The following is a 24,903-nucleotide window of genomic DNA, read 5'->3' on the forward strand; positions in this document are numbered from 1 at the left end:
GGGTCGGCGGGCATCGGACCGTGCCCGGGCAGCAGGACGCGCGGGGCGAGGTCGGCCAGGCGGTGCAGGGAGGCCAGGGCCGTGGTGGCCGCCTCTGGGCCGTCGAGGGCGAGGTTGACCCAGCCGACGTCGTAGTCGGACAGCGCGTCCCCGACCGCCAGCAGTCGCTGCTCCGGCTGCCACAGGGCCAGGTGGCCGGGGGTGTGCCCGGGGGTGCGCACGATCTGCCAGTCGGTGTCGCCGAGTTGGAGGATCCGGCCGTCTTCGAGGGGTTCGTCGACGGTGTAGGGGGCGACTGGTTGGTCCAGGTATTCAGCCTGGCAACAGCCGGGATCGCGGAGCGCGACAGCCCGGGCCTCCGGGGTGCCGGCCGCGATGCGGGCACCCGACGCCTGCAGGAGCGCGTTGCCGCCGACGTGGTCGGAGTGCCAGTGGGTGTTGACGACGAGCGCGACCTGCCTCCCGGCGCGGGCGTGGGCCCAGGTGGCCGTCTCCTCCGCATGGCCGACGAACCCACTGTCGACGAGGGCCGGTTGACGGCCGTGCAGCAGAAGCAGGTTGGCGTCGGGAAACGGTCTGCGCCGCCACGTCACCCAGGGCGGCGGCCGCTCGTCGTCACCGGCGGTCATCGACAACCTCCTTGTCGGCGTGGGCGGTTGGGGCGGGCTCACCAGTCTGGTGGCGCCCCTTGAGGGGCTGTCCGTCGCACCGGTTCGGATGCCGCCCCCCGGTCGCTCGTAGTCACCAGCCACCATCACCACCCCCCCCCTTGCCCGCACGGTGGTTGGGCAGTTCACCAATCCGCAGGACGGCCCTTCAGCTGCTGCCAGTAGCGCCGATGGGCGTGCCGGGCCCCCTCGCTCGACATCACGGCGGCAAGCTCCTTGTCCAACGGGTCCGAGAGTTCGGCGATGTCGCGCAGGGCGGCGGCCTGACAAGCCCGCTTGGTGAACGCGTACGGCTCGATGGAGTCCTCGGGCGTCTCCCCGGCGACGGCGACGGCCCGCTCCAGCAGCTCCTCGGCCGACGCCAACTCCTGGACCATGCCCAGCTCGTGAGCCTGCCGCGGCGTGAAGATCTCCCCGCGCAGGCACGTACGCGCGGCCACCGGCTCGCCCCAGGCGTAGGCGAGCATGCGGACGTACACGGCGGGCATCGGGATACCGATCGGCACCTCGTTGAGCCCGAAGCGCGCCGACTCGTCGTCGACGGCCACCCGGTGGTCGCACACGGCGGCAGTGATCAACCCGCCCGCGAACGCATGCCCGTTGACGGCGGCGACCGTCGGCCGCGGGTAGGTGAACAGGCGCATGTTCGTCGCCCGGTACTCCTGGAACCATGACGCGACCGCCGCCGTGTCACCGGCGAAGAGCGGGAAGTGCTCGCCGAGATCGAGCCCGGCGGAGAAGCGGGAGCCGGTGCCGGTCAGGACGACCGGGGAGTCGGCGTGGTCGCGTTCGAGCCGGTCGAAGGCGTCGTGCAGGTCGGCGAAGAAGGCGCGGTTCTGCGCGTTGACGGGGTTGGTCGTCATCGTCACGACGGCGACCCGGCCGCGCCGCTCGATCGTCCAGCTCATGCTCGTTCCTCCAGTCGTACGGGGACGGGATCGCCGTCGGTCCGCGCCTCCAGCGCATGCAGTACGGCCACCATGTCCTCGCCACCATGCCCCCGCGCCACGGTCTCGGCGTAGAGGGCGTGGCAGATGTCGAGGAGCGGGGAGGCCAGGTCGGCCTTGCGGGCGGCCTCCGCGATCAGCCGGTTGTTCTTCAGGACGTCCGCGGCGCCCGCCTGCACGCTGAAGTCGCGGGCCAGCAGCTTGGGTCCCTTCACCCGGGAGACGGCGCTGGCCATCGGCCCCGCGTCGAGGACGTCCCGAAGCAGCCGCTGGTCGAGCCCGTACCGGTCGGCGAAGTGGAACGCTTCCGTCAGCCCGGTGACGAGCGTGATCAGGAACAGGTTCACCGAGAACTTCATCAGCAGCGCGCCCGGCACCGCACCGCAGCCGAACGTCTCCCGGCACAGGGGTGCGAGCAGCGGCCGTACGACCTCCACGGCGTCCTCCTCCCCCGCCAGCATCCCCACCAACTTCCCCTGTTCCGCAGGGACTCGGGAGCCGGAGACCGGGGCCTCGACGTATCTACCGCCCGCGCCTCGGACGGCGTCCTCCAGACCGGCCGAGTACTCGGGCGAGGTCGTGCCCATGTGGACGACGGTGCGGCCGGCCACGCGCGCGGCGAAGTCCGCGGTACCGCGCCCCAGCACCGCGTCCATGGCGGCCTCGTCGGCCAGCATGAGAATCACGGTCTCCGCCCGCTCGAAGACCTCGGCGGGGCTCGCCGCGACCGCGGCTCCGGCGGCGCGCAGGGGATCGCACCGGTCCGGCGTGCGGTTCCAGACGACCAGGGGCGTCCCGGCACGGGCGAGGTTGAGGGCCATGGGCTGCCCCATGACACCGAGGCCGACGAAACCGACGTACACGACACACCACCACTTACGACCGGCCACGGGCCACGGGCCACGGACTATGACAGCGGTCATAGTAGCCGAGCCCTATGACAGTGGTCATAAGATGGAGCTCGGAAAGCTCGATGAATGGGGAGACCGAGGATGTCCGAACGAGTGCCGCGCGAGCGGATGGTCTTCAGCGCGGCCCAGCTCATCCGGCGCGACGGGGTGGCCTCCACCGGCATGCGCGAGGTCGCCGCCCATGCCGAAGCGCCGCGCGGCTCGCTCCAGCACTACTTCCCCGGTGGCAAGGAACAGCTGGTCAACGAGGCCGTGGGCTGGGCGGGCCGGTACGCCGGCAACCGCGTCGCCCGCTTCCTGGCCGCGCTGCCCGAACCCACGCCCAGCGGGCTGTTCGCCGAGATGGTGCGCCAGTGGACCGACGAGTACGAGAGCGCCGGCTTCGCGGGCGGCTGTCCGGTGGCCGCCGCCACGGTGGACTGCGCGGAGGCCGTCCCCTCCACGCGGGAAGCGGCAGCCGCCGCCTTCGCCACCTGGACCGGACCCGTGGCCCGGGCCCTGGTGGACATGGGGGTGCCCGAGGAGCGGGCCGGTGCGCTGGCCACGCTCATGATCAGCACGCTGGAGGGGGCGATCCTGATGGCCCGGGCCGAACAGGACGTGCGCGCCCTGACGACCGTGGCCGGGGAACTCGGCCCTCTGCTCGACGCCGCGGTGCGCAGGGGCGACTGAACTCCCCCCGGACCAGGCCGCTCCTACTCCGGCGGCGTGGGCGTGTCGTGCGTGCGGTACATCGCCTGGACGTCCAGTTCCAGCTGGACCGTCGGGCCGACCACCGCGATGCCGCGGGCCAGCATGGAGCGCCAGTTCAACGTGTAGTCCTCGCGGTGCAGTTCCGTCTTGGCCAGGGCGGCGCAGCGCAGTTCCTCGCCGTAGCCGCCGTTGACCATGCCCAGGTAGGTGGTGTCCAGGGATATGGACCGGCTGACGCCGTGCATGGTCAGGGTGCCCAGCAGGGTCCACTTGCTGCCGCCGCGGTAGGCGAAGCGGGTGCTTCTGAAGTCGATGTACGGGAAGTGCTCGACGTCGAGGAAGTCGGCCGAACGCAGGTGGGTGTCCCGGGTGTTGTTGCCGGTGGTGATGCTCGACGCGTCGATGCGCACATGGACGCGGGAGTCGGCCACGTCCTGGGTGACCTGGATGCCGCCCTCGAAGCGTTCGAAGCGGCCGTGCACGTTCGCCATGCCGACGTGCTTGGCGATGAAACGGATCGCCGTGTGCGGCGGGTCGAAGAGCCAGGTGCCGGGCACCGGGAGGTCGGCCTGCCGGCCCGGCTGGAGCCAGATGCGCTGCGAGGCCAAGCCTGCGTCGGCGACGACGTCGACGGTCTCGCGGTGCGGCTCCAGCCCCTCGGCCATGACCATCAGGCTGTAACTGCCCGGCGGCAGCACGGCCATGAACAGTCCGTACGGGTCCGTGGTGCCGCGCGCGGCGACCTGGTGGCTGCGCAGTTCCGTCACCGTGACATCGGCGGCGCCCAGGGGCTGGTTCACCGGGTCCAGGACCTCGCGGACGACGACGCCCGCGCCTGCCGGGACGGGAAGCGTGAGGCCCGCGGGGCTTCCGGAGGCATTCTTCAGTCGCCGCCGGAGCAGTCCGAGGGGCATGTGGTTCACCTTTCAGTTCTGAATGATCGCCGTCAGGCGTGCCCGAGGATCCGCCGCACGGCCTCGGCCAGCAGTTGCTCGGCGTCCTCGCCGGAGGCGGCCGCCGTCGCGTGCCGGAACGCGACGTACCCGTCCGGCCGTACGAGCAGCGCCCCCGCGTCGGCCACCTCGCTCAGCCGCGCCCAGTCGCCGTAAGGGTCCTCGTACTCCTGGCCGGGTCCGATGACGACGGTGGCGATCTCCAGGTCGTGGGCCGCAGCGGCCCGCACCCAACTCGCCCCGCCGACACCGGTGATCAGGGTGAAGCGCCCCTGGCCGACGACGTCGAGCGTGGACAGGGTGCGGGTGCCCGAGGTGATCCAGGCGTGCGGGAGCTTGGCGCCGGGGCGGGAGGTGGGCTGGTGGTACAGCTCGGGGTCGCGGTCGAAGCCGGGGTCGTCGGTGCCGTCGGGGACGATCGCGGCGGAGGCGTAGCGCTGGTTGAGGTCGACGCCGTGCGCGTTGAACTCGTACACCTTGAACGCGATCGCCTCCCGCAACTTCGCCCGCTGCTTCTCGGCCGCCTCCGAATCCTCCTTGCGGGCGGCGATGTTGGCCCACAGCTGCTCGGGGGTCTGCGGCGACAGTCCGTCGAGCGCCTCGAAGATGGGGGCGGTCTCGCCGATGGACTTGTTGGCGCGGGTGACGATCTGCCGGCCGATCGGGGCGCGTTCGGCGGTGTAGGTGTCCAGCAGCTTCGGGGACGCGGTGCCGTCGAGGACGAGCTTGAGCTTCCAGGCCAGGTTGTAGGAGTCCTGGATGGAGGTGTTGGAGCCGAGCCCGTTGGACGGCGGATGACGGTGCGTGGCGTCTCCGGCGCAGAAGACCCGGCCGTTGGAGTACGTCTCCGCGTACATCTCGTTGACGGTCCATGCCGAGGACGACTTGACGGTCACCAGGATCTCGTCGTCGCCGATCAGCTGCCGTACGACGGACTCGGCGTACTCGGTGGTCAGGTCGGGGGCGCCGGCCGTGACGTCGTAGCCCCACACGATCAGCCACTCGTTCCAGGGCCGCACGCAGCGCACGAGCCCCGCGCCGATGCCGCCGACGGTGGCGCCGGGAGCCAGCACCCAGTAGAGGGTGGACGGCCGATGAGCGGTGTACTTGCTGAGATCCGCGTCGAAGACGATGTTGATGCTGCCGGCCACGCCCATCTGGCCGCCCATCGGCAGCTGGGCGTCCTCGGCCACCTGGCTGCGGCCGCCGTCGGCGCCGATCAGGTACTTGGCGCGGATGGTGTACTCGTCGCCGCGCAGCCGGTCCTCGACCGTCACCGTCACGCCGAAGGCGTCCTGGACGAAGGACTTGTAGACGGTGCTGAAGCGCAGCTGCGTGCCGCGGGCGACGGCCGCGTCGATGAGCACGGGCTCCATCAGGTGCTGGGGCATGTCGCACATGCGGGTGGGGCTGGCGAGGTCGTGCGCGGCCTGGACGAGCGGGTCGTTGCCCCAGGAGCGGACCCGGCCGAGCTCCTCGCCGGCGAGGCTGGTGCAGAACGTCGTGTTGCCCATGAGGTGCTGCGGGGTCGCCTTGGCGATCACCTCGTCCTCGACGCCGAGGTCGCGCAGCACCTCCATGGTGCGCTGGTTGGTGATGTGCGCCCGGGGCGTGTCGGCGAGGCTCGCGTAGCGGGTGACGACGATGTTGGGTACGCCGTAGGTGCTCAGGGCGAGCGCGGCGGAGGCGCCCGCGGGACCGCTGCCGACGATGAGTACGTCGGTCACGACATCGGGCTCGACGGTCTGCACGGGGAACGCTCCAGGGCTCCGGGGAATGCGAACAGGCACCTACTGTTCAAGATCATGTAGGCGGGAGCCGGAGCGTGGGTGTCTCAATTCGAGACAGTCCTACGAGACAGTTCAGTCGTCCCGGTGGCTGACGATGTTCAGGACGTTGCCGTCGGGGGCGCGGACGAAGAACCGGCGCAGGCCCCACGGTTCCTCGGTGAGCGGATGCGGGATCTCGTATCCGCGCCGCAGCGCCTCGGCGTAGGCCTCGTCGACGGCCGCGCCGACCCTGACCGAGACGACGGGGTTCGCCGGCGCGGTGGCGTCGTGCGTGAGCAGCTGGATCTGCGCGCGGCCGTCGGGCGAACGGAATTGGGCGACCCAGCCCATGTTGAAGCCCTCGACGCTCAGGCCGAGATAGCCGGTGTAGAAGTCGCGGGCGGCCGCGATGTCCGGGACGAGCAGGTTGGCTGTGATGCCGGTGGGTTCCATCGTCACTCCTCGTTGCTCCTCATTGCTCCGCATGGATTCCGCACTCTGCCACCAGGCAGCGGCACCGGCGCCGGTAACGCACGGAGCGGAGGTTGTTGTGTGTTCAACCGTTCCCGGTAGGGTGAGCGATGCCGTGACCACCGCAGAGCGCCCTTCCGTCCGCCCCACCCTCGCTTCGCTGCGCAGGGCCCGCGAGTTGTTCCTGCTGGGGCAGCAGCTGCCCGACGGGGTGCCGGAAGACGTCCTCGCCGCCTGGAAGCGCGCCCGCTTCTTCGGCGTACGGCACGACGTGACAGACCCGGCGCCGGGGGTTCCGGCACCTCCCCTACGACTCCTCGAGTCCCCTCTGCTGGCCGCGGCCCGTCCGGTCCTCGAGCGGCTCGCCCCCACGCTCGGCACCGGGCAGACGTCGCTCGTGCTCACCGACGAGCGGCTGCGAGTGCTGTGGACCGCGGGATTCCCGCCGGGCCACCCCCACCACGACCTCTCCGAGCAGGTCGTCGGCCACAACAGCGCGGCCCTCGCGCTGCACACCCGGCGTCGCGCCGAGGTGCACGGCCCCGAGCACTTCCTCGACCTGTGGCAGGACGTCTCCGCGGTCAGCGTGCCGGTGCGGGCGCCGGAGACCGGGCAGTTGCTGGGCACGGTGACGGTGACCTGCGGACTGTGCGCCGAGTGCGGGCCGCATCCGCAGGCCCCGCTCGCGGAGGCCACGGCGACCGCCGTCGAGGCGGAGCTTCTTTCGCGGTCACGGGCGGCCGAGCGGGTGCTGCTGGATGCGTACTTGCGGGCGGCGGGTGAGCGGGGGCGTGCGGTCGCCGCCGTCGACGGGCGGAACCGGCTCGTCAGTGAAGCCGCGGGGCGGCTGCTTTCGCCGGAGGGGGTGGAGGCGCTGGAGCGGGCGGCGGTGGGAGTGCTTCGGGGGTGGGGGCGCGGGGCTGAAGCCGAGACGTTGGCGGGGGCGGAGGTGGAGGTGGAGGCGGCGTTCGAGGGGGCCTTGGGTTCGGGGGCCTTGGGTTCGGGGGCCTTGGGTTCGGGGGCCTTGGGTTCGGGTGCGTCGGGCTGGGCTGCCTCGGGATCGATGGGCTCGGGATCGATGGGACCGGCGAGCTCGGGACCGGTCGGCTCGGGACCAGTCGGCTCGGGACCAGTCGCGGTTTCCGCGAGCAGCTCGGCCAGGCCAGGACTGGTTGCCGCCCCTGCACCCTCGGCGTCGTACCGCATTCGGCTTCCGGACGGCACGGGCCGTACGGCGGTGCTCACCCCCGTGCCCCACCTGGGCTCGGTCGTCGGGGTGGTCGCCGTGCTGGAGCAGGCGGGGCATGCGGCCGTGACCTCGGCCGCGCGGACCGTCGTGGGACTCGCCGGGCGATCCGTGCCGTGGCGGCATGCGGTCGCCCGGGCGGTGGAGTTGGCCGGATCGGCCGAGCCGCTACTGCTCGTCGGCGAGCGCGGCACCGGGAAGACCTCGCTCGCGCGGGAACTGGCCGCGAACCCCTTGACCCTGGACGCGGCGGAGGGCGAACTTCGCATCCAGGCCGACGAATTGGTGAACGGCCGTCCGCTCCTCATCCGTCATGTCGAGCGTCTCGCACAGCCCGACACGGCGACCCTCAACTCGCTGCTGGAATCGCATCCCGGTGTACCTCTGCTGGTGACGTACACCCCCGGAGCGCCGCCCGGCCCGTGTCTCCAACGGCTCCTGGACACCCTGGCCGCACGCTCGGTCACCCTCCCCGCCCTGCGCGAACGGCCCGAAGACGTCAGGGAGTTGGCCACGGCCCTGATCCCCAAGCCGGCACCGGGACGGCCCCCGCTCACCTGGACGCTGGACGCACTGCGTGCGCTGGAGCAGCATCCGTGGCCCGGCAATGTCACCGAACTCGCCCATCTGGTACGGGCGTTGGCCGAGCAGCGTCGCGCGACCGGCCCCGTCCAGCGCGCCGAACTGCCCGACCCGGTGCGCGAGGGCCCCGCGCCCCGGCCGCTCAGCCCGATGGAGCATGCCGAGCGCGCCGCCATCCTGGAGGCCCTCCGACTGCACGGCGGCAACAAGGCCCGCACGGCGGCGGCCCTGGGCATTGCCCGCGCCACGCTGTACCGGAAGCTGCGGGGCTATCGCGGCTGACGACCAGCGTCCCTCAACTGACCGGAAACACCTTGTACAGCGGCCGAGTTGTCTCCGTACCCTGTCCGGGCCGACCGTCGAGCGTGGGCGCGCGTCTGTCGAAGTGAGGTCGTGCCATGAGAGCGATCGTCGTGGGAGCCGGCATCGGCGGACTCGCCGCGACACTGAGTCTGCGTCGCGCCGGCCATGAGGTCACGCTCGTCGAGCAGACACCGCGGTTCACCGAGCTCGGCGCCGGGATCCAGCTCGCGCCCAACGCCACGCGGGTCCTGCGCAGGCTGGACCGGCTCGACGCGGTCGACGCCCAGGCCGCCCGCCCGGCCGACCTGAGCTTCCGCACCTGGTCCGACGGGGCCGAGATCTGCAGCTACGCCCTGGGACGCGAGGTCGAGGACGAGTTCGGGGCGCCGTATCTGCAGGTCCACCGGGCCGATCTGCAACAGGCCCTGGCCGCTGCGGTGCCGCCCGAGTCCGTACGCCTGAACACCGTGGTCGTGGGAATAGACCAGGACGACAAGTCCGCGTATGTGACGACGGCGAGCGGTGAGCGGCTGACCGCGGACCTGGTCGTGGCCGCGGACGGGATACGCTCCGCGGCCCGCCAGCGGCTCTTCGGTGCCGACGCGGCGGTCTTCTCGAAGACCGCCGCCTACCGGGCCCTGCTCCCGGCCGAGGAGGTGGCCGACCTGGACCTGCCGGACACCGGTATCTGGCTCGGGCCGGGACGGCACTTCGTCCACTACTGGGTGCGTCGCAGGCAACTCCTCAACGTCGTCGCCGTGTTCGGGACGGAGACGGCACAGGAGTCGTGGACCGCGCAGGCGGAGCCCGGAGAGCAACTGCGCGCGTTCGAGGGCTGGGACCCACGGGTGCTCAGCGTCCTGGAACGCACGGGGCAGGTGTTCCGCTGGGGCATCTACACCCGCACCCCGCTGGACCGGTGGAACATCGGGCGAGTGACGCTGCTGGGCGACAGCGCCCACGCGATGGTGCCGTTCCAGGCCCAGGGTGCGGCACAGGCGATCCTGGACGCGGCCGTACTCGGCGCCTGCCTGGCGGATGCGGCATCGGCCGACGTACCCGACGCGCTCGACCGGTACGTCCGCCGACGGCTGACGGCCGCCACGGGCATGCAGGCACGTTCCTCACAGGCGGGCGAAGAGTTCCATCTGCCGGACGGACCCGAGGCGCGGGCCCGGAACGCCCGCATGGCGGCGCACGCGGCCGAGAACAGGTTCCTGCCCGTGGCGGCCGCGTGGGCGGTCGACGCTCCTTAAGGAACCCCCAGTTCAAAGAGCACGTACCCCGCGTACGAGCCCGAAGCCACCGCCGTGATGCCGAGAAGCGCGCACAGCAAGGGCAGGCCCAGGGTGCGCAGGCGGACGGCGAGCGGGATGAACAGGGGGAAGGCCGGGAGTAGATAGCGGGAGACGTTGCCGAATATCTGCTGGCTGCCCAGGACCAGGACGAAGGTGAGGACCGTGTAGACGGTCAGCACGGCGGGCGGGCGCAGCCGGATCAGCAGAGGGATCAGGAGCAGCCCCAGCAGGACGGTCATCGCACCGATCAAGTCCTCGACGGGGCAGGCGAAGAGATAGTCGGAGCGGCCCACGGCGAGGGAGGAGAAGACGTCGAGCGTCTGCCTGCCGTAGTCGAAGGTGTGCGCCCAGGCGCCCTTCTGCAGTGCGAAGTAGCCGCCGAGGTCGCCCATTTGGTTGCCGACCCAGAGCAGATAGCCGAAGAGTCCGAGCGGCGCGATCAGGATCGCGGTCATCGGGCGCGCGACGTCCTCCTGGCGATGGTGCAGCGTCCGCAGCGCGGCGACGGTGAGGGCGGCGATCAGCGCAACGGCGGTGGGACGGCCGAGACCGGCGGTGAAGGTCAGGATGCCCGCGGTGAGCCAGCGGTCGCTCATGACGGCGTGGCAGGCCCAGACGGCGAGGGCCACGTAGAGGGACTCCGAGTACCCGGACCACTCCGTGCCGGAGCCGGGCCAGACGGCCCACAGTCCGGCCGCGGCCAGCCCGGCACGTCGGCCGCCGAACCGGGCGGTGACCGCATGGATGCCGAGGGCGGCGACGAAGGAGGCGACGACCGAGACCAGCATGCCGGCGCCGTGGAGCCCGAGGCCCGTGCACTCGGAGACGAGCCGTATCGTCGCCGGATACAGCGGGAAGAACGCCGCCGAGTTGCCTTCCAGCGTGATCAGTCCGGTGGCTCCGGGGATCCGGACGAGCGCGGGGTCGTACCCGTGCGCGGCGATCTGCTGGTACCACCAGCCGTCCCAGCTGGCCAGCACGTCCCAGGCGTGGGCGCCGCCGCCGAAGCGCGGCTCTTTTTTGCGGAAGTCCCCGGCGGCGTCCAGGAGGTACATGAAGACGGAGAAGCCGATGAGCTTCAGTACGCCGTACATGGCCAGTACGGGGAGGTGGTGCCTGGCCGCACTGCGCAGCTTCATCCAGCGGTCGGCGTGGAGGAGGGAGCCCGCGTCAGGGCGGTCAACTGTGGTGCCGGTGCGGTCGATCGGGGTCATCGTGTGGTTCATGCGGCCGTGGATCCCGTCCCGCGGCGGCGGTTGGGGAACACCCAGGCCCGTAGCAGCAGGAAGCGGACGAGAGTCGCGGCCAGGTTGGCGGCGACGAGCACCCCGACCTCCGTGGAACGTGCAGCCCCGGGCGCGAGGTGGTGCAGCGCTGCGAGCGACCCGCTGGTGAGGGCCAGTCCGACGACGAAGACGAGCAGGCCCTTGGCCTGGTGGCGGAGCGCCCCGCCACGGCCGCGGAGCCCGAAGGTGAGCCGTCGGTTGGCGGCCGTGTTGGCGAGGGCGCAGGTCAGCAGCGCGAGTGCGTTGGCGGGCTGGGGTCCGGCTGCGGGGCGCAACAGCGCGTACAGCAGTACGTATCCGATGGTGCTGACGGCTCCCACGGCACCGAAGCGCAGCAGTTGGCCGGTCAGGTCGCTCGGCGGCTTGTCGTCGCTGCGGCGCAGTCCGGCCGTCGGGAGTGTGCCGCGGGCCAGGTGCCGGCCGATCCTGGCGATGCCGCGCAGGTCGGCCAGGGCCGTGGCGAGGACGTCGACGCGGCTGTCGGGGTCGTCGACCCAGTCGACCGGTACCTCGTGGATGCGCAGCCCGGCCCGCTCGGCGATGACGAGCAGCTCGGTGTCGAAGAACCACGCGGAGTCCTGCACCAGGGGCAGCAGCCGCTCGGCGACATCGCGCCGCACCGCCTTGAATCCGCACTGAGCATCGGAGAAGCCCACGGCGAGGGTGGAGCGCAACAGGGCGTTGTAGCAACGGGAGATGACCTCCCGCCGGGGGCCGCGCACCACCCGCGAGCCGCGGGCCAGCCGGGTGCCGATGGCGATGTCGGAGTGCCCGGAGATCAACGGGGCGACCAGCGGCAGCAGCGCGGCCAGATCGGTCGACAGATCCACGTCCAGATACGCGAGCACCGGCGCCGTAGAACCCGACCAGGCCGCGTGCAGCGCCCGGCCCCGCCCTTTCTCGTCCAGCCGCAGCCATTCCACCTCGGGCAGTTCGGCGGCCAGTCGGGCGGCGATCAGCGGGGTCGCGTCGGCACTGGCGTTGTCCGCGACCGTGATCCGGAACGGGTACGGGAAGGTCTCACGCAGGTGCGCGTGCAGCCGCCGCACGCTCGGCTCCAGATCCCGCTCCTCGTCGAAGACCGGGACGACCACGTCGAGGACGGGATCGTGGTGGTGGTGCGCCGACAGCGGCGTACGGAGTGGCAGTCGGTCCTTCAGCGGGTCCATCAACTTTGTCACGTTCTATCCATGTCTGGGTTCCGTGGCAGGGCATGCCGAAGTCACTCGTGGCAATGCTGCGATCAGGGCTTACGGATGGCCGGTCGCCGTTTCCTCCGTCGAAGGCGTGCTTGACGGTGTCGTCGGGGCGGTCGGCGTCCCGGTGTCGGAGGGTGGTGCCGTCTCGGTCCTGGTCGGGGTCGGGTCCGAGGACCCGGTGATCGAACTCCCGGTCGCGGTGGGCGGAGGGGAGGCCGACTCGGTGGTTCCGGTGGGGCTGCCGTCCGGCCCCCCCGTCGGACTCGAAGTCGGAGTCCATGTCGGACTCGATGTCGGACTCGGGGACGCCGGGCTCATGGCAGGCCGTGGAAGGGGAGCCTGCGGCCGGTTCTCAGCGGGGCCGTGGGGCAGCAGGAGGAACCCGATGCCGAATCCGGCGACGACGAGGCCCGAGCCGAGGGCCTTCTGCACCACGCGAACACGACGCCGGGCACGCACCCCATTCCTCAGACGCGCCTGGTGCTCGCCCTCGAAGGGGGTGTGCTCCTGGGCGTCGCGCATCATCCGCGCCAACTCCCGCTCGAAGTGATCCATCAACTCCCCTTCACCCCACCGGCTCGATGACGTCGGACAGGATCCGGCGCAACCGCGCCACACCACGCGAGGCATGGGACCGAGCGGTGCCCACCGGGCACCCGAGCATCTCCGCGACCTGTCTGTCGGGCAGGTCCTGGTAGTAGCGCAGCACCACGGCGGCCCGCTGCCGCGGCGGCAGTTGGGCCAAGGCGGCTTCCAACCGCGACCGCTCGGCCACGACGGCCGACACGTCACCGGTATCCGCCAGATCCGGCAGCTTCTCGACCGGCCGCTCACCCCACCACCGCCGCCGTGCAGACCGTGCCGCCGCCCGCACCAACACCTTGCGTACGTACGCCTCGGGGGCCTCGTCCGCGACCTTGGGCCAGACGAACCAGAGCTTGACCAGGGCTTCCTGGAGCAGGTCCTCGGCCCGGTGCCGATCGCCTCCCACGAGCAGACGGGCGAGATGGAACAACGCCGACCAGCGCGCCGCCACAAACCCGTCGAACCCTTCGGCTCGACCCTGCTCCATCCGCACCGTCCCCGTCCGCCCAGCTCCCGACACCTAGAGAAAGGCGGTGGGGCGGTTGTGACGCTGCACTTGGTGGGTGTGATCCGGGTTACACCGCCCGCGCTCTGCGCGGAGCTGCGCGGCTTCAGAAGGCCATGACACTCAGCCCCGGACCGACTGATCACCGGACAGTCGGCGCAGCCGGATGAGGTGACGCTACTCTTCAGGCCGGCTGCGGCTCCGGCTGTGGCGCGAACAACGAACCGGCCCGCGAGGAGCGCATCCGATGGCTCGCACCACCCCGCCGCGTCCCCTCGATGTCGAGACGCTGTTTCCCGAGGTGGCCGCCTACCGGAGGACGGCCGTTCGTCTGCATCCGCGCGGCGGCGACCCGAGCGCGGAAGACAGTTCGCTCGGCGGGCCCGTGCTGTGGCCGCTTTCGCAGCCCTGGCCGCACTGCGAGGACGACCATCCACGCACCGCGTTCTCCCCGCCCACCGGGGGCCCGATCCCGCTCGTTCCAGTCCTCCAGCTCTTCGCCGCCGACGTGCCTGACCTCGACTTCCCCACCGGCACCGATCTGCTGCAAGTGTTGTGGTGCCCCTTCGACCACGAGGACGGATACGTGCCCCGCCCGGAGATCTTCTGGCGGGACAGCTCCCAGAGCGACCTCCGACCGTCCGGTCCGCCCCGCCCGACCGGCGCCGACAGCGACTACCTTCCGGACGCGTGCGTCCTTCACCCGGAACGCGTCACCGACTACCCGAACTGGGATCTGCCGGACGACGTCGCCGACGCGCTCGAAGCCAGGTTCGAGCAGGTGGAGGAGGCAACCGGCTGGTCGTACTGGTCGCACCTGTCTGTGTCGGACGGCATCAAGGTCGGCGGCTACCCGACGTGGACCCAGGAGCCGAACTGGCCCACATGTCCGACGTGCTCGCTGCGCATGGAGCATCTTCTGACGATCAACAGCTCCGAGTTCGACGGCGCAACCTGGCGTACATGGCTGCCCACCGAGGACACCCCGGCCGAAGGCACGATCTGGGACCTTCCCTATGAGGAACGGACCCGGATCCAATGCCCGCCGGGCCTCATGCTCGGCGACATGGGCGGCATCTACCTGTTCGAATGCACCAACTGCCCCGACAGGCCCTTCGCCTACCGCTCCGACTGCCCCTGACTGCCCACCACCTGAGCGGGGACTTCTCGTGTGGTGTTGGTCAACTGCGTCATGAGGCGACCGCGTTGTGCCGTGTGCCGGCGTACACGCCGATGTGCCCCGTTCCCCGGCGGTCCGCGCGGAGCACGGCGCGGGCCGCTGCGCGGAGTTCCTCGTCCGTGTCCGCCGCGGAGGCCGTCAGGACCTGGAGCAGTCGGGTCCGCCACACGTCGGGGTCCGTCTCGTACGCGTCCAGCACCCGTACGCCATAGCCGCCCCGGACGCCGCCGTCGCCACCGGCATCGGCCAAACGGCGGCGGACCGCTTCTCTCAGCGCCGCGTACAGGTCGTGGACGACCCCACGTGAAGTCGACGTATCGGTGAGCCCCGTAGCCGCCCCCGTGGCCAACGCCGTGGCCAGCAGCTCCACTTCGGTCACTCGGACCCCCTTCGGTTGTGCGGGTTGTGCGATGTCGTGTTCATCACCGTGGCCCGAGGTGCTGCAATGCTGATGAAATTCCGATGACGTACGGCAGCGGAGGTTGCACGGTGAACGGGGGAACTCCTCAGCCGCTTCGGATCGAGGTGCTCGGGCCGTTACGGGCCTGGCGGGGCCCAACGCCCCTGGATCTTGGGCCGCTCAAGCGGCAGGCCGTGCTTGCCGCGCTGTTGCTGCGCCAAGGCGCTGTGGTGAGTCATGGGCAACTGCTCGACTCGGTGTGGGGGACGGAGCCACCCGCGGGCGGTCGCAAGGTGCTGCCGACGCACGTCAACTCGCTGCGCAGGGCGCTCGATCCGGCGGGCACCCCGCCCGCGGAGTCGGTGATCAGCAGCGGCAAGGGCTGGTACGGCTTCGTCGTCGAAGGAGTTCGGCTCGACACGGCGGATCTTGGTGAGCAGGCCGACGCCGCGATGCGCACCGTCGCGTCGGGCGATCTGGCCGCTGCGGCCGGTCAGTTGTCCGCGGCCATCGAGCTGTTCCGAGGTGAACCCCTGGCCAACCTGCCGGGACCCTTCGCTCAGGACGAGCGGCAGCGGTTGGAGGAGCGGCGGCGGACGCTGCGGCTGGAACGGCTCAAGTGCCTTGTACTGCTGCGCCGGTTCGGCGATGCCCTCGACGACCTCGCCGGGCTGTCCGCGTCCGACCGCTACGACGAGTCGCTCGTGGCCTTGCGCATGCGGGCCCTCTACGGCTGCGAACGTCAGGCGGAGGCGCTGAACGCGTACGAGGACATGCGTGTACGGCTGCGCGACGAGCTCGGAGTCGATCCCGGTGAGGAGCTGCGCCGGGTGTACGAAGCGGTGTTGCGGCAGGACGACGAGCATCTACTGCGGCCGCCGGCTCCGTCCGTGCAAACGGTCTCCAGGCCCAGTCTCCCCCATGGTCCGGCAACAGCCGCCCCGGCCGAACTGCCCCATGACACCGCAGGATTCGCCGGCCGTACCGGTGAACTCGCCCGGCTTCACGCCCTGCTTCCGCCCGAGCAGGACCGGGGACCGACGAACGCCGTCGTCATCTCCGCCATCGGCGGCGCCGCCGGTATCGGCAAGACCGCGCTGGCCGTGCACTGGGCGCACCAGGTGCGCGACCGCTTCCCGGACGGCCAGCTCTACGTCAACCTGCACGGCTTCGACCACGACCGGCAGCCCCTCGCACCCGGCGAGGCGCTCGAGTTGCTGCTGCGCAGCCTGGGCCTGGAGGCTTCGGACATCCCCTCCAACGACGAGGCGCAGGCACGCCTTTACCGGACGCTGCTGGCGGACCGACGTCTGCTCGTCCTGCTGGACAACGCGGCTTCGGCGGAGCAGGTCCGCCCGCTGCTCCCGGGCAGCCCGTCCTGCTGCGTCGTCGTCACCAGCCGCAACCGGCTCGGCGACCTCGTCGCCCGCGACGGAGCGCATGCGCTGCCGCTGGACCTGCTGCTGCCCGCCGAGGCCCACGCCCTGCTGAGCGAGGCCCTCGACGCGGAGCGGCTGGCCGCCGAACCGCACGCGGCCGACGAGTTGATCCGGCTGTGCGGGAGCCTTCCGCTCGCCCTGCGTGTGGCCGCCGCAAGGCTGGCGGGCGATCCGGGTCTCCGTCTGGCCGACCTGGTCGCCGAGATGTCCGAGGGCAACCGGCTGGCTGCGCTGGAGCCGGAGGGGGAGCCCAACTCCCCTTTGCGAGCGGCGTTTTCCGTGTCCTACGGGGTGCTGGCACCCGCGGCGCGCCGGCTGTTCCGGCTGCTCGGCCTGTTTCCCGGGCCGGAGTTCACCGCCGAGGTCGCGGCGGCCCTCCTGGACGCGCCGCTGCCGCACGCCCGGCGGCTGCTCGGCGCGCTGGCCGCCGCGCATCTCGTCGAGCCGGTGGCGGTGGGGCGTTACCGGTTCCACGATCTTCTGCGTGAGTACGCGCAGGAGTGTGCGCTGGTGGAGGAGACGGCGGTGGATCGTGACTCCGCCCTGGAACGGCTCCTGATCTGGTACCTGAACGCCACCCGCACCGTCTCCGGCAGCTGGCTCTTCCCGGAGCTGCCCCCCGACCTTCACCCGAGCGGGCGCGCAGGCATGCCATCCGTCCCCGGAGCCAACCAATGGCTGGAGGCGGAGATGGCGAACCTTGTCGCTGTCATCAACCACGCCGGTCGCCACGGGCCACGCCCGATCGCCTGGCACCTGGCCAACTCGCTGTTCGGCCACTTCTGGCTCCACCTGCCGCGGGCGACATGGCAGACCACGGCACAGACGGCGCTGGACGCTGCAACGGCCGAAGGCGACCTGTTCGGCCAGGCCGCCATGCACCTCAGCGTTGGAGTGATCACGTGGGACCGGGGGCGTGCCCGGCAGGCGATGGATCACGGCGCACGCTTACTGGACATCAGTCGGCACCTCGGTTGGGCAACCGGCGAGGCAGCGGGCTTCGGCATCAGAGGCTTCATCGACTGGAGCATGGCGCGCCTCGACAGTGCGCACGAGCATTTCACCGCCGGTCTGCGCGGTTTCCGGGATGCGGGCAACCGCTACTTCGACGGGTTCGGGGTGGTCGGCCTCGCCATGACCTGCCGGGATCTGGGCCGGCTGCACGAGGCCGCGGATCACCTCCAACGCGCCATCGACCCCGGGGAAGAGCTCGCCTGGTCGAACGAGAGCGGGGCCCTGCAGATTCTCGGCTCGGTCTACTGGGAACTCGGCCGGCTCGCCGACGGCCTCGACATCCTCGGCCCCGCGGTGGCCTCCGGCAAGCGAGCCCGTTATCGCCCCGGCCGCGCGATGATGCTCGACGCCATCGCGAAGATCAATATCGAGCTCGGCCGCCACGACGACGCACTGATGCTGGCCGAGCATGCATTCGCCACCGTCAAACACACAGGACGCCTGTGGATTCAGTCCGGCATCCTCAACACGGTCGCCGCCGCCCACCGCAGACTGTCACATCCGCAACAAGCTCTTCGGGCTGACGAACAGGCTCTCGCCCTGGCCCGCGAGGCGAGGTTCAAGCGCGCCGAGGCGGACGGCCTGGTGAGCGTCTCCCTGACCCACATGCAACTGGGCCGCTACGACGAAGCCCGCACCCATGCCGAACAGGCACTGCACCTGGCCCGCGAGCACTCATTCCGGGTGGTAGAGGGCCAAGCCCTCACCGTCCTGTGCAGCTTGGCGGAGGCCGAGTCGGCGTGCGACACCGCCGTCTCCCTCGGTCAGGACGCCCTGGCCCTCCACCGCGACACCGGCCACCGCCTCGGCGAGGCCCGCACCCTCGTGGCACTCGCCCGCGCCCACCGCAGAACCGACCGCGCCACCGCCGACGTAATGCGACAGCAGGCATGGGACATCTTCTCGGACGTCGGCCTACCCGAGTCGGAGTTCAAGCATCCCGACCGGTGACCTGAGGTGCTGTCTCAGTCCACCGGCCACGTATGCGCCGGCGCGTTCATGTGCATGTAGTCCATGTACGTCTTCGTCATCCGCCGCAGTGCCTCCTGGCGGTCGGATACACCGGTCTTCTCCAGGTGGTGGACCATCTCCGCCTGCCACAGCGCGCCGTTGCGCGCGGTGACGCAGCGCTGCTCGATGACGCCGAGCAGGGGCTCGCGCCAGGCCGCGTCCATGCCGGCCAGTTCGAGGCCCCGGTGGGCAAGGGGCAGCAGGCGCCGCAACACCAGTTCCGTGACCGGGACTTCGCCCACGCCGGGCCAGTAGAGGCGGGCGTCGATGCCGTCCTGGGCCGCGGTGTGCAGGTTCTCCTCGGCGACCGAGAAGGACATCCGTGTCCACACCGGACGGTCCTCGTCGACGAGGGCGCGGGTGAGGCCGTAGTAGAAGGCGCCGTTGGCGATGATGTCGGCGACGGTGGGGCCGGCGGGCAGGACGCGGTTCTCGATGCGCAGGTGCGGTCCGCTGTCGGTGACGGCGTAGACGGGGCGGTTCCAGCGGTAGATCGTGCCGTTGTGCAGGGTCAGTTCGCCCAGTTCCGGAACGCCGCCGCTGTCGAGTGCCTCCTGCGGGTCCTCGTCGTCGCACAGCGGCAGGAGCGCCGGGAAGTAACGCACGTTCTCCTCGAACAGGTCGAAGACGCTGGTGATCCAGCGCTCTCCGAACCACACCCGGGGGCGGACTCCCTGGGCCTTGATCTCCTGGGGGCGGGTGTCGGTGGCCTGCTCGAAGAGGGGGATGCGGGTCTCGCGCCACAGTTCCTTCCCGAAGAGGAAGGGCGAGTTGGCGGCGAGGGCGATCTGCACGCCCGCGACGGCCTGGGCCGCGTTCCAGTAGTCCGCGAACTCCTTCGGCGCGACCTGGAGATGGAACTGGGTGCTGGTGCAGGCGGCCTCCGGGGTGATGGCGTCGGCGTACATCGACAGGCGCTCCACGCCGTCCACCCGGATGCGCAGGTCCTCGCCCCGTGCCGCGAAGATCTGCTCGTTGAGGAGCTTGTAGCGCGGATCGCCCGACAGGGCGGCCTCGCCCACGTCCGACTCCCCCAGCGTCGGCAGAATGCCGACCATGATCAGGTGCGCGCCCACCGCCGCGGCGCGTTCCTCGGCGTGGTTGAGGGCGTCGCGGATCTCCTGCTCCCAGGAGCCGGGGCCGCCGGCCGTGAGCCGGCGGGGCGGGATGTTGATCTCCAGGTTGAAGCGGCCCAGCTCGCTCGCCCAGGAGGGGTCGGCGATGGCCTGCAGCACCTCGGTGTTCCGCATGACCGGGAGTCCGTCGCCGTCCACCAGGTTGAGCTCGATCTCCAGCCCCACCTGTGGGCGCTCGCTCTCGAAGCCGGACTCGCGCAGCATCTGCGCGAGCACGTCGAGGCAGGTGTGCATCTTTTCCCGGTACCGCCGGCGGTCCTCTCGCGTGAACACCAGAGCCGGCACATCACGTCCCATCGGGCCCTCCCGAGTTCCCCTCGGCGGTCACCTCTCGTCCCAGCGTCGCACCTCCGGCCGATCTCGGACAGTCAGTGCGCAGCTGTAAGGCCTGCGCACCGACTTCCCACTTACAGATCGTGCACACCTATACGGCGGAGGGTGATGACCCCGGTGCGGCATCTCCGCGTTCGTAGGCCTCGGCGAGGAGGAGATAGGCGGCGGCCGTCCAGGTGTAGGCGCGGTCGCGCAGGCCCGTGCCGGTGAGGGCGTCGAAGTTCTCCGCGAAGCCGTGGGTCTCGCACAGGGCCCGGAAGCGGGCGCTGATCTCGTCCGCGAGGCGGTGGTGGCCGGCGCGGCGCAGACCGTCCTCGACCAGGACGGTGGCGGGGGCCCAGATCGGGCCGCGCCAGTAGCCGTCGGGGCGGTAGTGCGGGGAGTCGGGCAGTTCGGTGGCCAGGCCGTACGGGGTCAGGTGTGCCTCGATCCGGACGGCGAGGGCCTTGGCGACACTCTCGGGCAGGTGCTCGCCCAGCGTGATCGGCAGCAGGTCCAGGAGGCTGGAGGTGCTCCATGTCTGCGCGCTGTCGACGCCACGGGCCACGAACCGCTCCCCGGTCCAGAGTTCGTCGAGCATCGCGGCTTGCGTCGCCTCTGCCGTACGACTCCATCGGCTCGCCTCGTCGGACAGTCCCAACTCGCCTGCCACGCCCGCGAGTTCGTGCAGCTGGAGGGTCAGGAACGCGGCCAGGTCGGCGCTGACCACCACGCGTTCGGGGTCGAAGGTGGTCGCGTTGTCCCAGCCACTGTCGTTGCCGTGCTGGTAGTGGGGCAGGGCGTCGCCCGGTGCGCGGCGCGCGGTGAGCCAGAAGTCGGTCCAGCGGCTCAATCGGGCGTAGGTCTCGGTGAGTTCGGCGTGAGTGAGGGGTGTGGCGAGGCGACGGCGAAGCAGGCCCAGGGTCCAGCCGTGGATGGGGGGTTTGACGAAGTTGTGGAGGACCTCGGAGTGGGTCACCGAGTCGGGCAGGGCCCCGCTCTCGTCCTGGTGGTCGAACGGCAGTGAGAACTGGTCCCAGGCCAGCGCGGGTGCTCCGGGTGCCAGGGCGAGGGCGTTGAAGCAGTGGTCCCAGCTCCACACCTTGTCCATCCAGTGCTTGGACATCAGCACGGCGGGCCGGGTGACCAGGCCCGCCGGGTCGACGGTCGCCGACCACAGGACGTAGGCGGCGAGTTCGGCGGCCGGGGTGCGCGAGGAGCGCCAGGGTGCGACCGCGTCGGCGAAGGCGGCGAAGGCTCGTTCCGCCGCGGTGACGACCTGGCCGAACCCCTCCGTCCCCGCGTAGGGGCGGCGTGCCGTGTCGAGCTCCTCGACGGCGGCCTCCCAGGTTCCGCCGTCCTCGGCGGTGATCGTGAGACCGCGGTCGGCGGCACCCAGGGCCTGGCCGCCGGAGACCTCGTCCACCACGCCGGACAGTACGGTCACCCGGTAGCGGCGGCCGGTCTCGTACGAGGTGAAGACGTACGCCCCGGCCACCGGGTCGCGGTAGAAGTACGTACCGGTGAAGGGCGTCAGGACCTCCGCGGCCGCCGCGATCCGCAGGCCCAGTCCTGTGCCGCATATCCGGACCGTGTCCGGCGTCTCGTAGGCGCAGTCGATGCTCCCGCGGTCGTGGACCCAGCGGAGCAGGCTCGGCGTCGCCTCGACGCGGCTGTCGACGCGCTCGCCCGTCTGCGCGTCCAGCGGGACGAGGCGCAGGACGGCGTGCATGCCGTTCTGGTGCGACACGAGGTGGAGGTCGTCGGCGCGCCGGTGCTCCCCCAGTACGGGCGAGATGCCGAACCAGGAGCCGTGCGTGCTGAACGGGATGTCGTGGAGGGAGAAGGCCGGGCCGGGTCGGTCGGCGGTCATCAAGCGGTACTCGTTTCTTCGACGGGGGCGACGGCGTTCGACGGAGAGGTCAGTCCTTCACCGCTCCGGCGCTCACGCCGGCGGCGACATAGCGCTGGGCGAGGACCAGGATCACCGTGGCGGGCAGCGAGGCGACGACGGCGGTGGCCATGATGGCGTTCCACTCCTGGTTGTTGTTGCCGATGTAGTGGTAGATGCCGAGGGTGATCGGCTCATGGGCGCCGCCGCCGTCGAGGGTGCTGGCGAAGACGAAGTCGGACCAGGACCACAGGAACGCGAACAGGGACACCGTGACGACGGCGTTGCGGCTCATGGGCAGCACGATCGACCGGAAGGTGCGCGCGGGTCCGGCCCCGTCCATCTGCGCGGCCTGGAGCAACTCGCCGGGGATCCCGGACATGAACGCCGTGAAGATCAGCACGGCGAAGGGGACGGCCAGCGTGGAGTCCGCGACGATCAGGCCGGGCACGGACTGGAGCAGGCCGAGGCTGAGGTAGATGGCGTAGAAGCCCATCGCCATGATGATGCCGGGGATCATCTGGGCGACCAGGAAGAGGAAGCCGAGCACACCGCCGCCGCGCGGGCGGAGTTTGGCGAGCGCGTAGCCGGCGGGTGCGGCGAGCGCGACCGTCAGTACGACCGTGCCGAGGCCGATGACGAGGCTGGTGCCGAGGTAGGGCAACTGGTCGTCCAGGACGGCCCGGTAGCCCTCCAGGGTGCCGTGCACGGGGAACAGGTCGGGCGGGCTCTTGCGCAGGTCCTGGTCGCGGGTGAAGGAGGCGTTGAGCATCCAGTAGACCGGGAAGAGCATGACGGCGGTGAGCGCGAGGCCGACGGGCGTCCTCCATCCCGAACGGCCTCTCCGGGTCGGGGAGTTCATGCCAGTGCCTGCTTTCGCTGGACCCGGAGATACACCAGGCCGAAGACCAGGGCGGCGACGACGAGCAGGTTGCCGACGGCCGCTCCGGGGCCGAAGGCGGGCAGCAGGTTGCCGAAGCCGAGCCGGTAGGACCAGGTGGCGAAGGTGGTGGAGGAGTCGGCCGGGCCACCCTTGGTCATGATCCAGATGATGTCGAAGACCTTGAGCGTGTAGACCAGGCCGAGCAGCAGCGTGACGGCGGAGACCGGGCGCAGCAACGGGAAGGTGATGTGCCAGAAGCGCCGCCAGGCGTTCGCGCCGTCGAGCGCGGCGGCCTCGTAGAGGCTCGCGGGGATCGACTGCAGTCCGCTGTAGAGCACGACCAGGTTGAACGGGATGCCGATCCAGACGTTGGCGATGATCACCGAAGTGAGCGACCAGGACGGTGACGTCAGCCAGTTCACCGGGTCGATGCCGATGACGTGCAGGGCGGCGTTGACGATGCCGGAGTCGCTGTTGAGCATCCACGACCAGGTGGACGCCGACACGATCAGCGGCAGCAGCCACGGTACGAGGAACAGCGCGCGCAGGGTCGCGGAGAGCCGGAAGCTCTGGTTGAAGAAGACCGCGAGGACCAGGCCGATGGCGTACTGCAAGAACAGGCACACGGCGGTGAACACCACGGTGTGGGTCAGTGCCGGGCCGAAGGTCGGGTCGTCGAAGACGGTGCGGTAGTTGGCGAGGCCGGTGAAGGGCGCGTCGCCCTGGACGAAGGAGCGGACGGTGTAGTGGCGCAGGCTCAGGTCGAGGTTGCGGTAGAGCGGATAGGCGTAGAAGAGGCCGAGGTAGAGGGTGACCGGGGTGAGGAAGGCCCAGGCCGCCCACTGCGGGGAGCGGGGGCGGCGCCGGGGCCGAGGGGCCCCGGTCGTCGTCCCCTTGTTCTGTTCGAGCACCGGCGGTCGATCGGGTGGGTAGGTCGTCTGCTTCATCGGACCCACGTCACTTGACCGCTGCCTGCGCCGAAGTGAGCGCGTCCTTGGGGGACTTGGAGCCGCTGAGAGCGGACTGGACCGCCTTCCACAACTGCTCGGAGATCTTGGGGTACTTGGTGCCGAGGTCGTCGCTGGTGCGCCCCTTGGCCGCCTTCACCGCCTCGACCCACGGCTTCAACTCGGCGTTGGCGGCGACCTGCTTGGCCTGCACGGCGCTGGTGGGGGCGACGTAGGACAGGGTGGTGTCGGTGTCGTAGAGGTTCGTGTCGCTGGTCAGGCAGGAGACGATCTTGCGTGCGGTGGCGTAGCGGCCGGTGTCGCCCTGGACGGGGACGGTGACGAACTCGCCGCCGGTGGGGGCGGAGGCGTTGCCGCCGTCGACGCCGGGTATCGGGAGCACGCCGTAGTCGAGCTTGGCCTTCTCGGCGTTGCCGAGCTGCCAGGTGCCGTTCTCCGCGAAGGCGTAGTCGCCGGTGGCGAACTCCTGCCAGCTGGTGGTCTGCGTGTTGTTGATGACCGAGTTGGGGGCGTAGCCCTGCTTCAGCCAGTCGGACCACAGCGACAGCGCCGACTCGCCCTGGGCGGAGTCGAGTTGGGTCAGTTTCGCGCCCGAGCCCCACAGCCACGGCAAGAACTGGAAGCTGCCCTCCTCCGTGCCGATCGCGGAGAAGGTGATGCCCTTCTTGCCGGCCTTCTTGACCTTCTCCAGGGCCGCCGTCAGCGACTTCCAGTCCTTGACCGAGGCGATGTCGACGCCCGCGACCTTGAGGACCTTCTTGTTGTAGTAGAGGGCAAGGGTGTTGGCGCCGACGGGAGTTCCGTACGTCTTCCCGCCGGACTGGCCGGCCGCGAGCAGGTTGGGGTCGACCTTCGAGGTGTCCACCTTGTTGTCGGCCGTGGTCGTGAGCACTCCCGCCTCCGCCAGCGTCGACACCACGGGGTTGTCGACGATGAGCACGTCCGGGGAGTTGTCCTGCTGGGCCGCCAGCAGCGTCTTGTTGGCCAGGTCGCTGGTGTCGAACGCGGTCCGCTTGATCTTCACGCCGGCCTTGGTGCCGCAGCCGTCGAGCAGCTTCGCCCAGGCCGAGTCCTTGGCGAACTGCGGGTAGGGGTCCCAGATCGTGTACGTCCCGTCGCCCTCCCCCTTCGCGGACGAACTGCCGCCGGACGAGCATGCGGTGGTGCCCGTGGCGAGGGCGACGACGGTCAGGGCCGCGGCGGTGAGTCGCCGTCCGGTAGATGCGTTCATGGCGCGTTCCTTCGTGTTTTTC

21 protein-coding genes are annotated in these 24,903 nt (G+C 70.7%); 6 read left to right on the forward strand and 15 right to left on the reverse strand.

Annotated features, from left to right (window positions below; translation table 11 throughout):
* From ACFY1L_RS47095 to ACFY1L_RS47105, 3 genes are all read right to left on the reverse strand, one after another.
* The coding region (locus ACFY1L_RS47095; protein WP_388840036.1) for an MBL fold metallo-hydrolase at positions 1–629 on the reverse strand (629 nt) is incomplete at its 3' end.
* A 164-nt stretch (positions 630–793) separates the two neighbouring features.
* Positions 794–1,576 (reverse strand): enoyl-CoA hydratase/isomerase family protein, encoded by a 783-nt coding sequence (locus ACFY1L_RS47100; protein WP_388840039.1) that lies wholly within the window; start codon positions 1,574–1,576, stop codon positions 794–796.
* Complete coding sequence (locus ACFY1L_RS47105; RefSeq protein WP_388840494.1) at positions 1,573–2,478, reverse strand: NAD(P)-dependent oxidoreductase; 906 nt, start codon at positions 2,476–2,478, stop codon at positions 1,573–1,575. The genes ACFY1L_RS47100 and ACFY1L_RS47105 overlap by 4 nt, the downstream gene beginning before the upstream one ends.
* A 129-nt stretch (positions 2,479–2,607) precedes the next feature.
* On the opposite strand from ACFY1L_RS47105, the gene ACFY1L_RS47110 reads away from it, so the two are divergent.
* The gene (locus ACFY1L_RS47110) at positions 2,608–3,198 is read left to right on the forward strand and encodes a TetR/AcrR family transcriptional regulator (protein WP_388840042.1); all 591 of its coding nucleotides are present in this window, start codon (positions 2,608–2,610) and stop codon (positions 3,196–3,198) included.
* A gap of 23 nt (positions 3,199–3,221) precedes the next feature.
* Here ACFY1L_RS47110 and ACFY1L_RS47115 read toward each other — a convergent pair whose 3' ends face one another.
* From ACFY1L_RS47115 to ACFY1L_RS47125, 3 genes are all read right to left on the reverse strand, one after another.
* Entirely contained in the window at positions 3,222–4,133 is a 912-nt protein-coding gene (locus ACFY1L_RS47115; RefSeq protein ID WP_388840045.1) for a YceI family protein, read from the reverse strand.
* Between the two features lie 32 nt (positions 4,134–4,165).
* Positions 4,166–5,923 (reverse strand): FAD-dependent oxidoreductase, encoded by a 1,758-nt coding sequence (locus ACFY1L_RS47120; RefSeq protein ID WP_388840048.1) that lies wholly within the window; start codon positions 5,921–5,923, stop codon positions 4,166–4,168.
* A 111-nt stretch (positions 5,924–6,034) separates the two neighbouring features.
* Entirely contained in the window at positions 6,035–6,394 is a 360-nt protein-coding gene (locus ACFY1L_RS47125; RefSeq protein ID WP_388840051.1) for a VOC family protein, read from the reverse strand.
* Between the two features lie 133 nt (positions 6,395–6,527).
* Here ACFY1L_RS47125 and ACFY1L_RS47130 point away from each other — a divergent pair, with 133 nt between their 5' ends.
* The gene (locus ACFY1L_RS47130; protein ID WP_388840054.1) at positions 6,528–8,522 is read left to right on the forward strand and encodes a helix-turn-helix domain-containing protein; all 1,995 of its coding nucleotides are present in this window, start codon (positions 6,528–6,530) and stop codon (positions 8,520–8,522) included.
* Between the two features lie 116 nt (positions 8,523–8,638).
* A complete protein-coding gene (locus ACFY1L_RS47135) occupies positions 8,639–9,799 on the forward strand; it encodes an FAD-dependent monooxygenase (RefSeq protein ID WP_388840058.1) in 1,161 nt (386 codons plus the stop codon).
* On the opposite strand, the gene ACFY1L_RS47140 is transcribed toward ACFY1L_RS47135, so the two are convergent.
* The gene (locus tag ACFY1L_RS47140; RefSeq protein ID WP_388840496.1) at positions 9,796–10,980 is read right to left on the reverse strand and encodes a hypothetical protein; all 1,185 of its coding nucleotides are present in this window, start codon (positions 10,978–10,980) and stop codon (positions 9,796–9,798) included. The genes ACFY1L_RS47135 and ACFY1L_RS47140 overlap by 4 nt on opposite strands.
* 83 nt (positions 10,981–11,063) lie before the next feature.
* Positions 11,064–12,296 (reverse strand): glycosyltransferase, encoded by a 1,233-nt coding sequence (locus ACFY1L_RS47145; RefSeq protein WP_388840498.1) that lies wholly within the window; start codon positions 12,294–12,296, stop codon positions 11,064–11,066.
* A 393-nt stretch (positions 12,297–12,689) separates the two neighbouring features.
* Between ACFY1L_RS47145 and ACFY1L_RS47150 the strand changes: the two genes are divergently transcribed.
* Positions 12,690–12,911 (forward strand): hypothetical protein, encoded by a 222-nt coding sequence (locus tag ACFY1L_RS47150; protein WP_388840061.1) that lies wholly within the window; start codon positions 12,690–12,692, stop codon positions 12,909–12,911.
* On the opposite strand, the gene ACFY1L_RS47155 is transcribed toward ACFY1L_RS47150, so the two are convergent.
* Complete coding sequence (locus ACFY1L_RS47155) at positions 12,892–13,398, reverse strand: SigE family RNA polymerase sigma factor (RefSeq protein WP_388840064.1); 507 nt, start codon at positions 13,396–13,398, stop codon at positions 12,892–12,894. The genes ACFY1L_RS47150 and ACFY1L_RS47155 overlap by 20 nt on opposite strands.
* 265 nt (positions 13,399–13,663) lie before the next feature.
* On the opposite strand from ACFY1L_RS47155, the gene ACFY1L_RS47160 reads away from it, so the two are divergent.
* On the forward strand, positions 13,664–14,557 hold the full coding sequence (locus ACFY1L_RS47160) for a DUF1963 domain-containing protein (protein ID WP_388840067.1): 894 nt from the start codon (positions 13,664–13,666) through the stop codon (positions 14,555–14,557).
* Positions 14,558–14,606: 49 nt separating this feature from the next.
* On the opposite strand, the gene ACFY1L_RS47165 is transcribed toward ACFY1L_RS47160, so the two are convergent.
* A complete protein-coding gene (locus tag ACFY1L_RS47165) occupies positions 14,607–14,975 on the reverse strand; it encodes a hypothetical protein (protein WP_388840070.1) in 369 nt (122 codons plus the stop codon).
* A gap of 83 nt (positions 14,976–15,058) precedes the next feature.
* On the opposite strand from ACFY1L_RS47165, the gene ACFY1L_RS47170 reads away from it, so the two are divergent.
* Positions 15,059–18,400 carry a BTAD domain-containing putative transcriptional regulator gene (locus tag ACFY1L_RS47170; RefSeq protein ID WP_388840073.1) on the forward strand — a complete coding sequence of 1,114 codons (3,342 nt, stop codon included), beginning with the start codon at positions 15,059–15,061 and terminating at the stop codon, positions 18,398–18,400.
* Positions 18,401–18,414: 14 nt separating this feature from the next.
* Here the strand turns inward: ACFY1L_RS47170 and ACFY1L_RS47175 are convergent, their stop codons facing one another.
* From ACFY1L_RS47175 to ACFY1L_RS47195, 5 genes are all read right to left on the reverse strand, one after another.
* Positions 18,415–19,893, reverse strand: a complete 1,479-nt coding sequence (locus ACFY1L_RS47175) for a glutamate--cysteine ligase (protein WP_388840076.1) — start codon at positions 19,891–19,893, stop codon at positions 18,415–18,417.
* A gap of 127 nt (positions 19,894–20,020) precedes the next feature.
* A complete protein-coding gene (locus ACFY1L_RS47180) occupies positions 20,021–21,781 on the reverse strand; it encodes an amylo-alpha-1,6-glucosidase (RefSeq protein ID WP_388840079.1) in 1,761 nt (586 codons plus the stop codon).
* 49 nt (positions 21,782–21,830) lie between these two features.
* Positions 21,831–22,661 (reverse strand): carbohydrate ABC transporter permease, encoded by an 831-nt coding sequence (locus tag ACFY1L_RS47185; protein ID WP_388840081.1) that lies wholly within the window; start codon positions 22,659–22,661, stop codon positions 21,831–21,833.
* Positions 22,658–23,629 (reverse strand): carbohydrate ABC transporter permease, encoded by a 972-nt coding sequence (locus tag ACFY1L_RS47190; RefSeq protein ID WP_388840084.1) that lies wholly within the window; start codon positions 23,627–23,629, stop codon positions 22,658–22,660. Before ACFY1L_RS47190 ends, ACFY1L_RS47185 begins: the two co-directional genes overlap by 4 nt.
* A gap of 10 nt (positions 23,630–23,639) precedes the next feature.
* Positions 23,640–24,881, reverse strand: a complete 1,242-nt coding sequence (locus ACFY1L_RS47195; RefSeq protein ID WP_388840087.1) for an extracellular solute-binding protein — start codon at positions 24,879–24,881, stop codon at positions 23,640–23,642.
* Positions 24,882–24,903: the final 22 nt, after the last annotated feature.

Source organism: Streptomyces sp. NPDC001663, from assembly GCF_042893105.1.
GTDB lineage: Bacteria > Actinomycetota > Actinomycetes > Streptomycetales > Streptomycetaceae > Streptomyces.

What these genes read in the sequence shown, in the direction of transcription:
- ACFY1L_RS47160 (WP_388840067.1), top strand. Translation starts at nt 13,664, where the DNA reads ATGGCTCGCACCACCCCGCCGCGTCCCCTCGATGTCGAGACGCTGTTT.
- ACFY1L_RS47175 (WP_388840076.1), bottom strand. Translation starts at nt 19,893, where the DNA reads ATGGGACGTGATGTGCCGGCTCTGGTGTTCACGCGAGAGGACCGCCGG.
- ACFY1L_RS47155 (WP_388840064.1), bottom strand. Translation starts at nt 13,398, where the DNA reads ATGGAGCAGGGTCGAGCCGAAGGGTTCGACGGGTTTGTGGCGGCGCGC.
- ACFY1L_RS47110 (WP_388840042.1), top strand. Translation starts at nt 2,608, where the DNA reads ATGTCCGAACGAGTGCCGCGCGAGCGGATGGTCTTCAGCGCGGCCCAG.
- ACFY1L_RS47190 (WP_388840084.1), bottom strand. Translation starts at nt 23,629, where the DNA reads ATGAAGCAGACGACCTACCCACCCGATCGACCGCCGGTGCTCGAACAG.
- ACFY1L_RS47145 (WP_388840498.1), bottom strand. Translation starts at nt 12,296, where the DNA reads ATGGACCCGCTGAAGGACCGACTGCCACTCCGTACGCCGCTGTCGGCG.
- ACFY1L_RS47125 (WP_388840051.1), bottom strand. Translation starts at nt 6,394, where the DNA reads ATGGAACCCACCGGCATCACAGCCAACCTGCTCGTCCCGGACATCGCG.
- ACFY1L_RS47100 (WP_388840039.1), bottom strand. Translation starts at nt 1,576, where the DNA reads ATGAGCTGGACGATCGAGCGGCGCGGCCGGGTCGCCGTCGTGACGATG.
- ACFY1L_RS47180 (WP_388840079.1), bottom strand. Translation starts at nt 21,781, where the DNA reads ATGACCGCCGACCGACCCGGCCCGGCCTTCTCCCTCCACGACATCCCG.
- ACFY1L_RS47140 (WP_388840496.1), bottom strand. Translation starts at nt 10,980, where the DNA reads ATGAAGCTGCGCAGTGCGGCCAGGCACCACCTCCCCGTACTGGCCATG.
- ACFY1L_RS47135 (WP_388840058.1), top strand. Translation starts at nt 8,639, where the DNA reads ATGAGAGCGATCGTCGTGGGAGCCGGCATCGGCGGACTCGCCGCGACA.
- ACFY1L_RS47185 (WP_388840081.1), bottom strand. Translation starts at nt 22,661, where the DNA reads ATGAACTCCCCGACCCGGAGAGGCCGTTCGGGATGGAGGACGCCCGTC.
- ACFY1L_RS47170 (WP_388840073.1), top strand. Translation starts at nt 15,059, where the DNA reads ATGACGTACGGCAGCGGAGGTTGCACGGTGAACGGGGGAACTCCTCAG.
- ACFY1L_RS47195 (WP_388840087.1), bottom strand. Translation starts at nt 24,881, where the DNA reads ATGAACGCATCTACCGGACGGCGACTCACCGCCGCGGCCCTGACCGTC.
- ACFY1L_RS47115 (WP_388840045.1), bottom strand. Translation starts at nt 4,133, where the DNA reads ATGCCCCTCGGACTGCTCCGGCGGCGACTGAAGAATGCCTCCGGAAGC.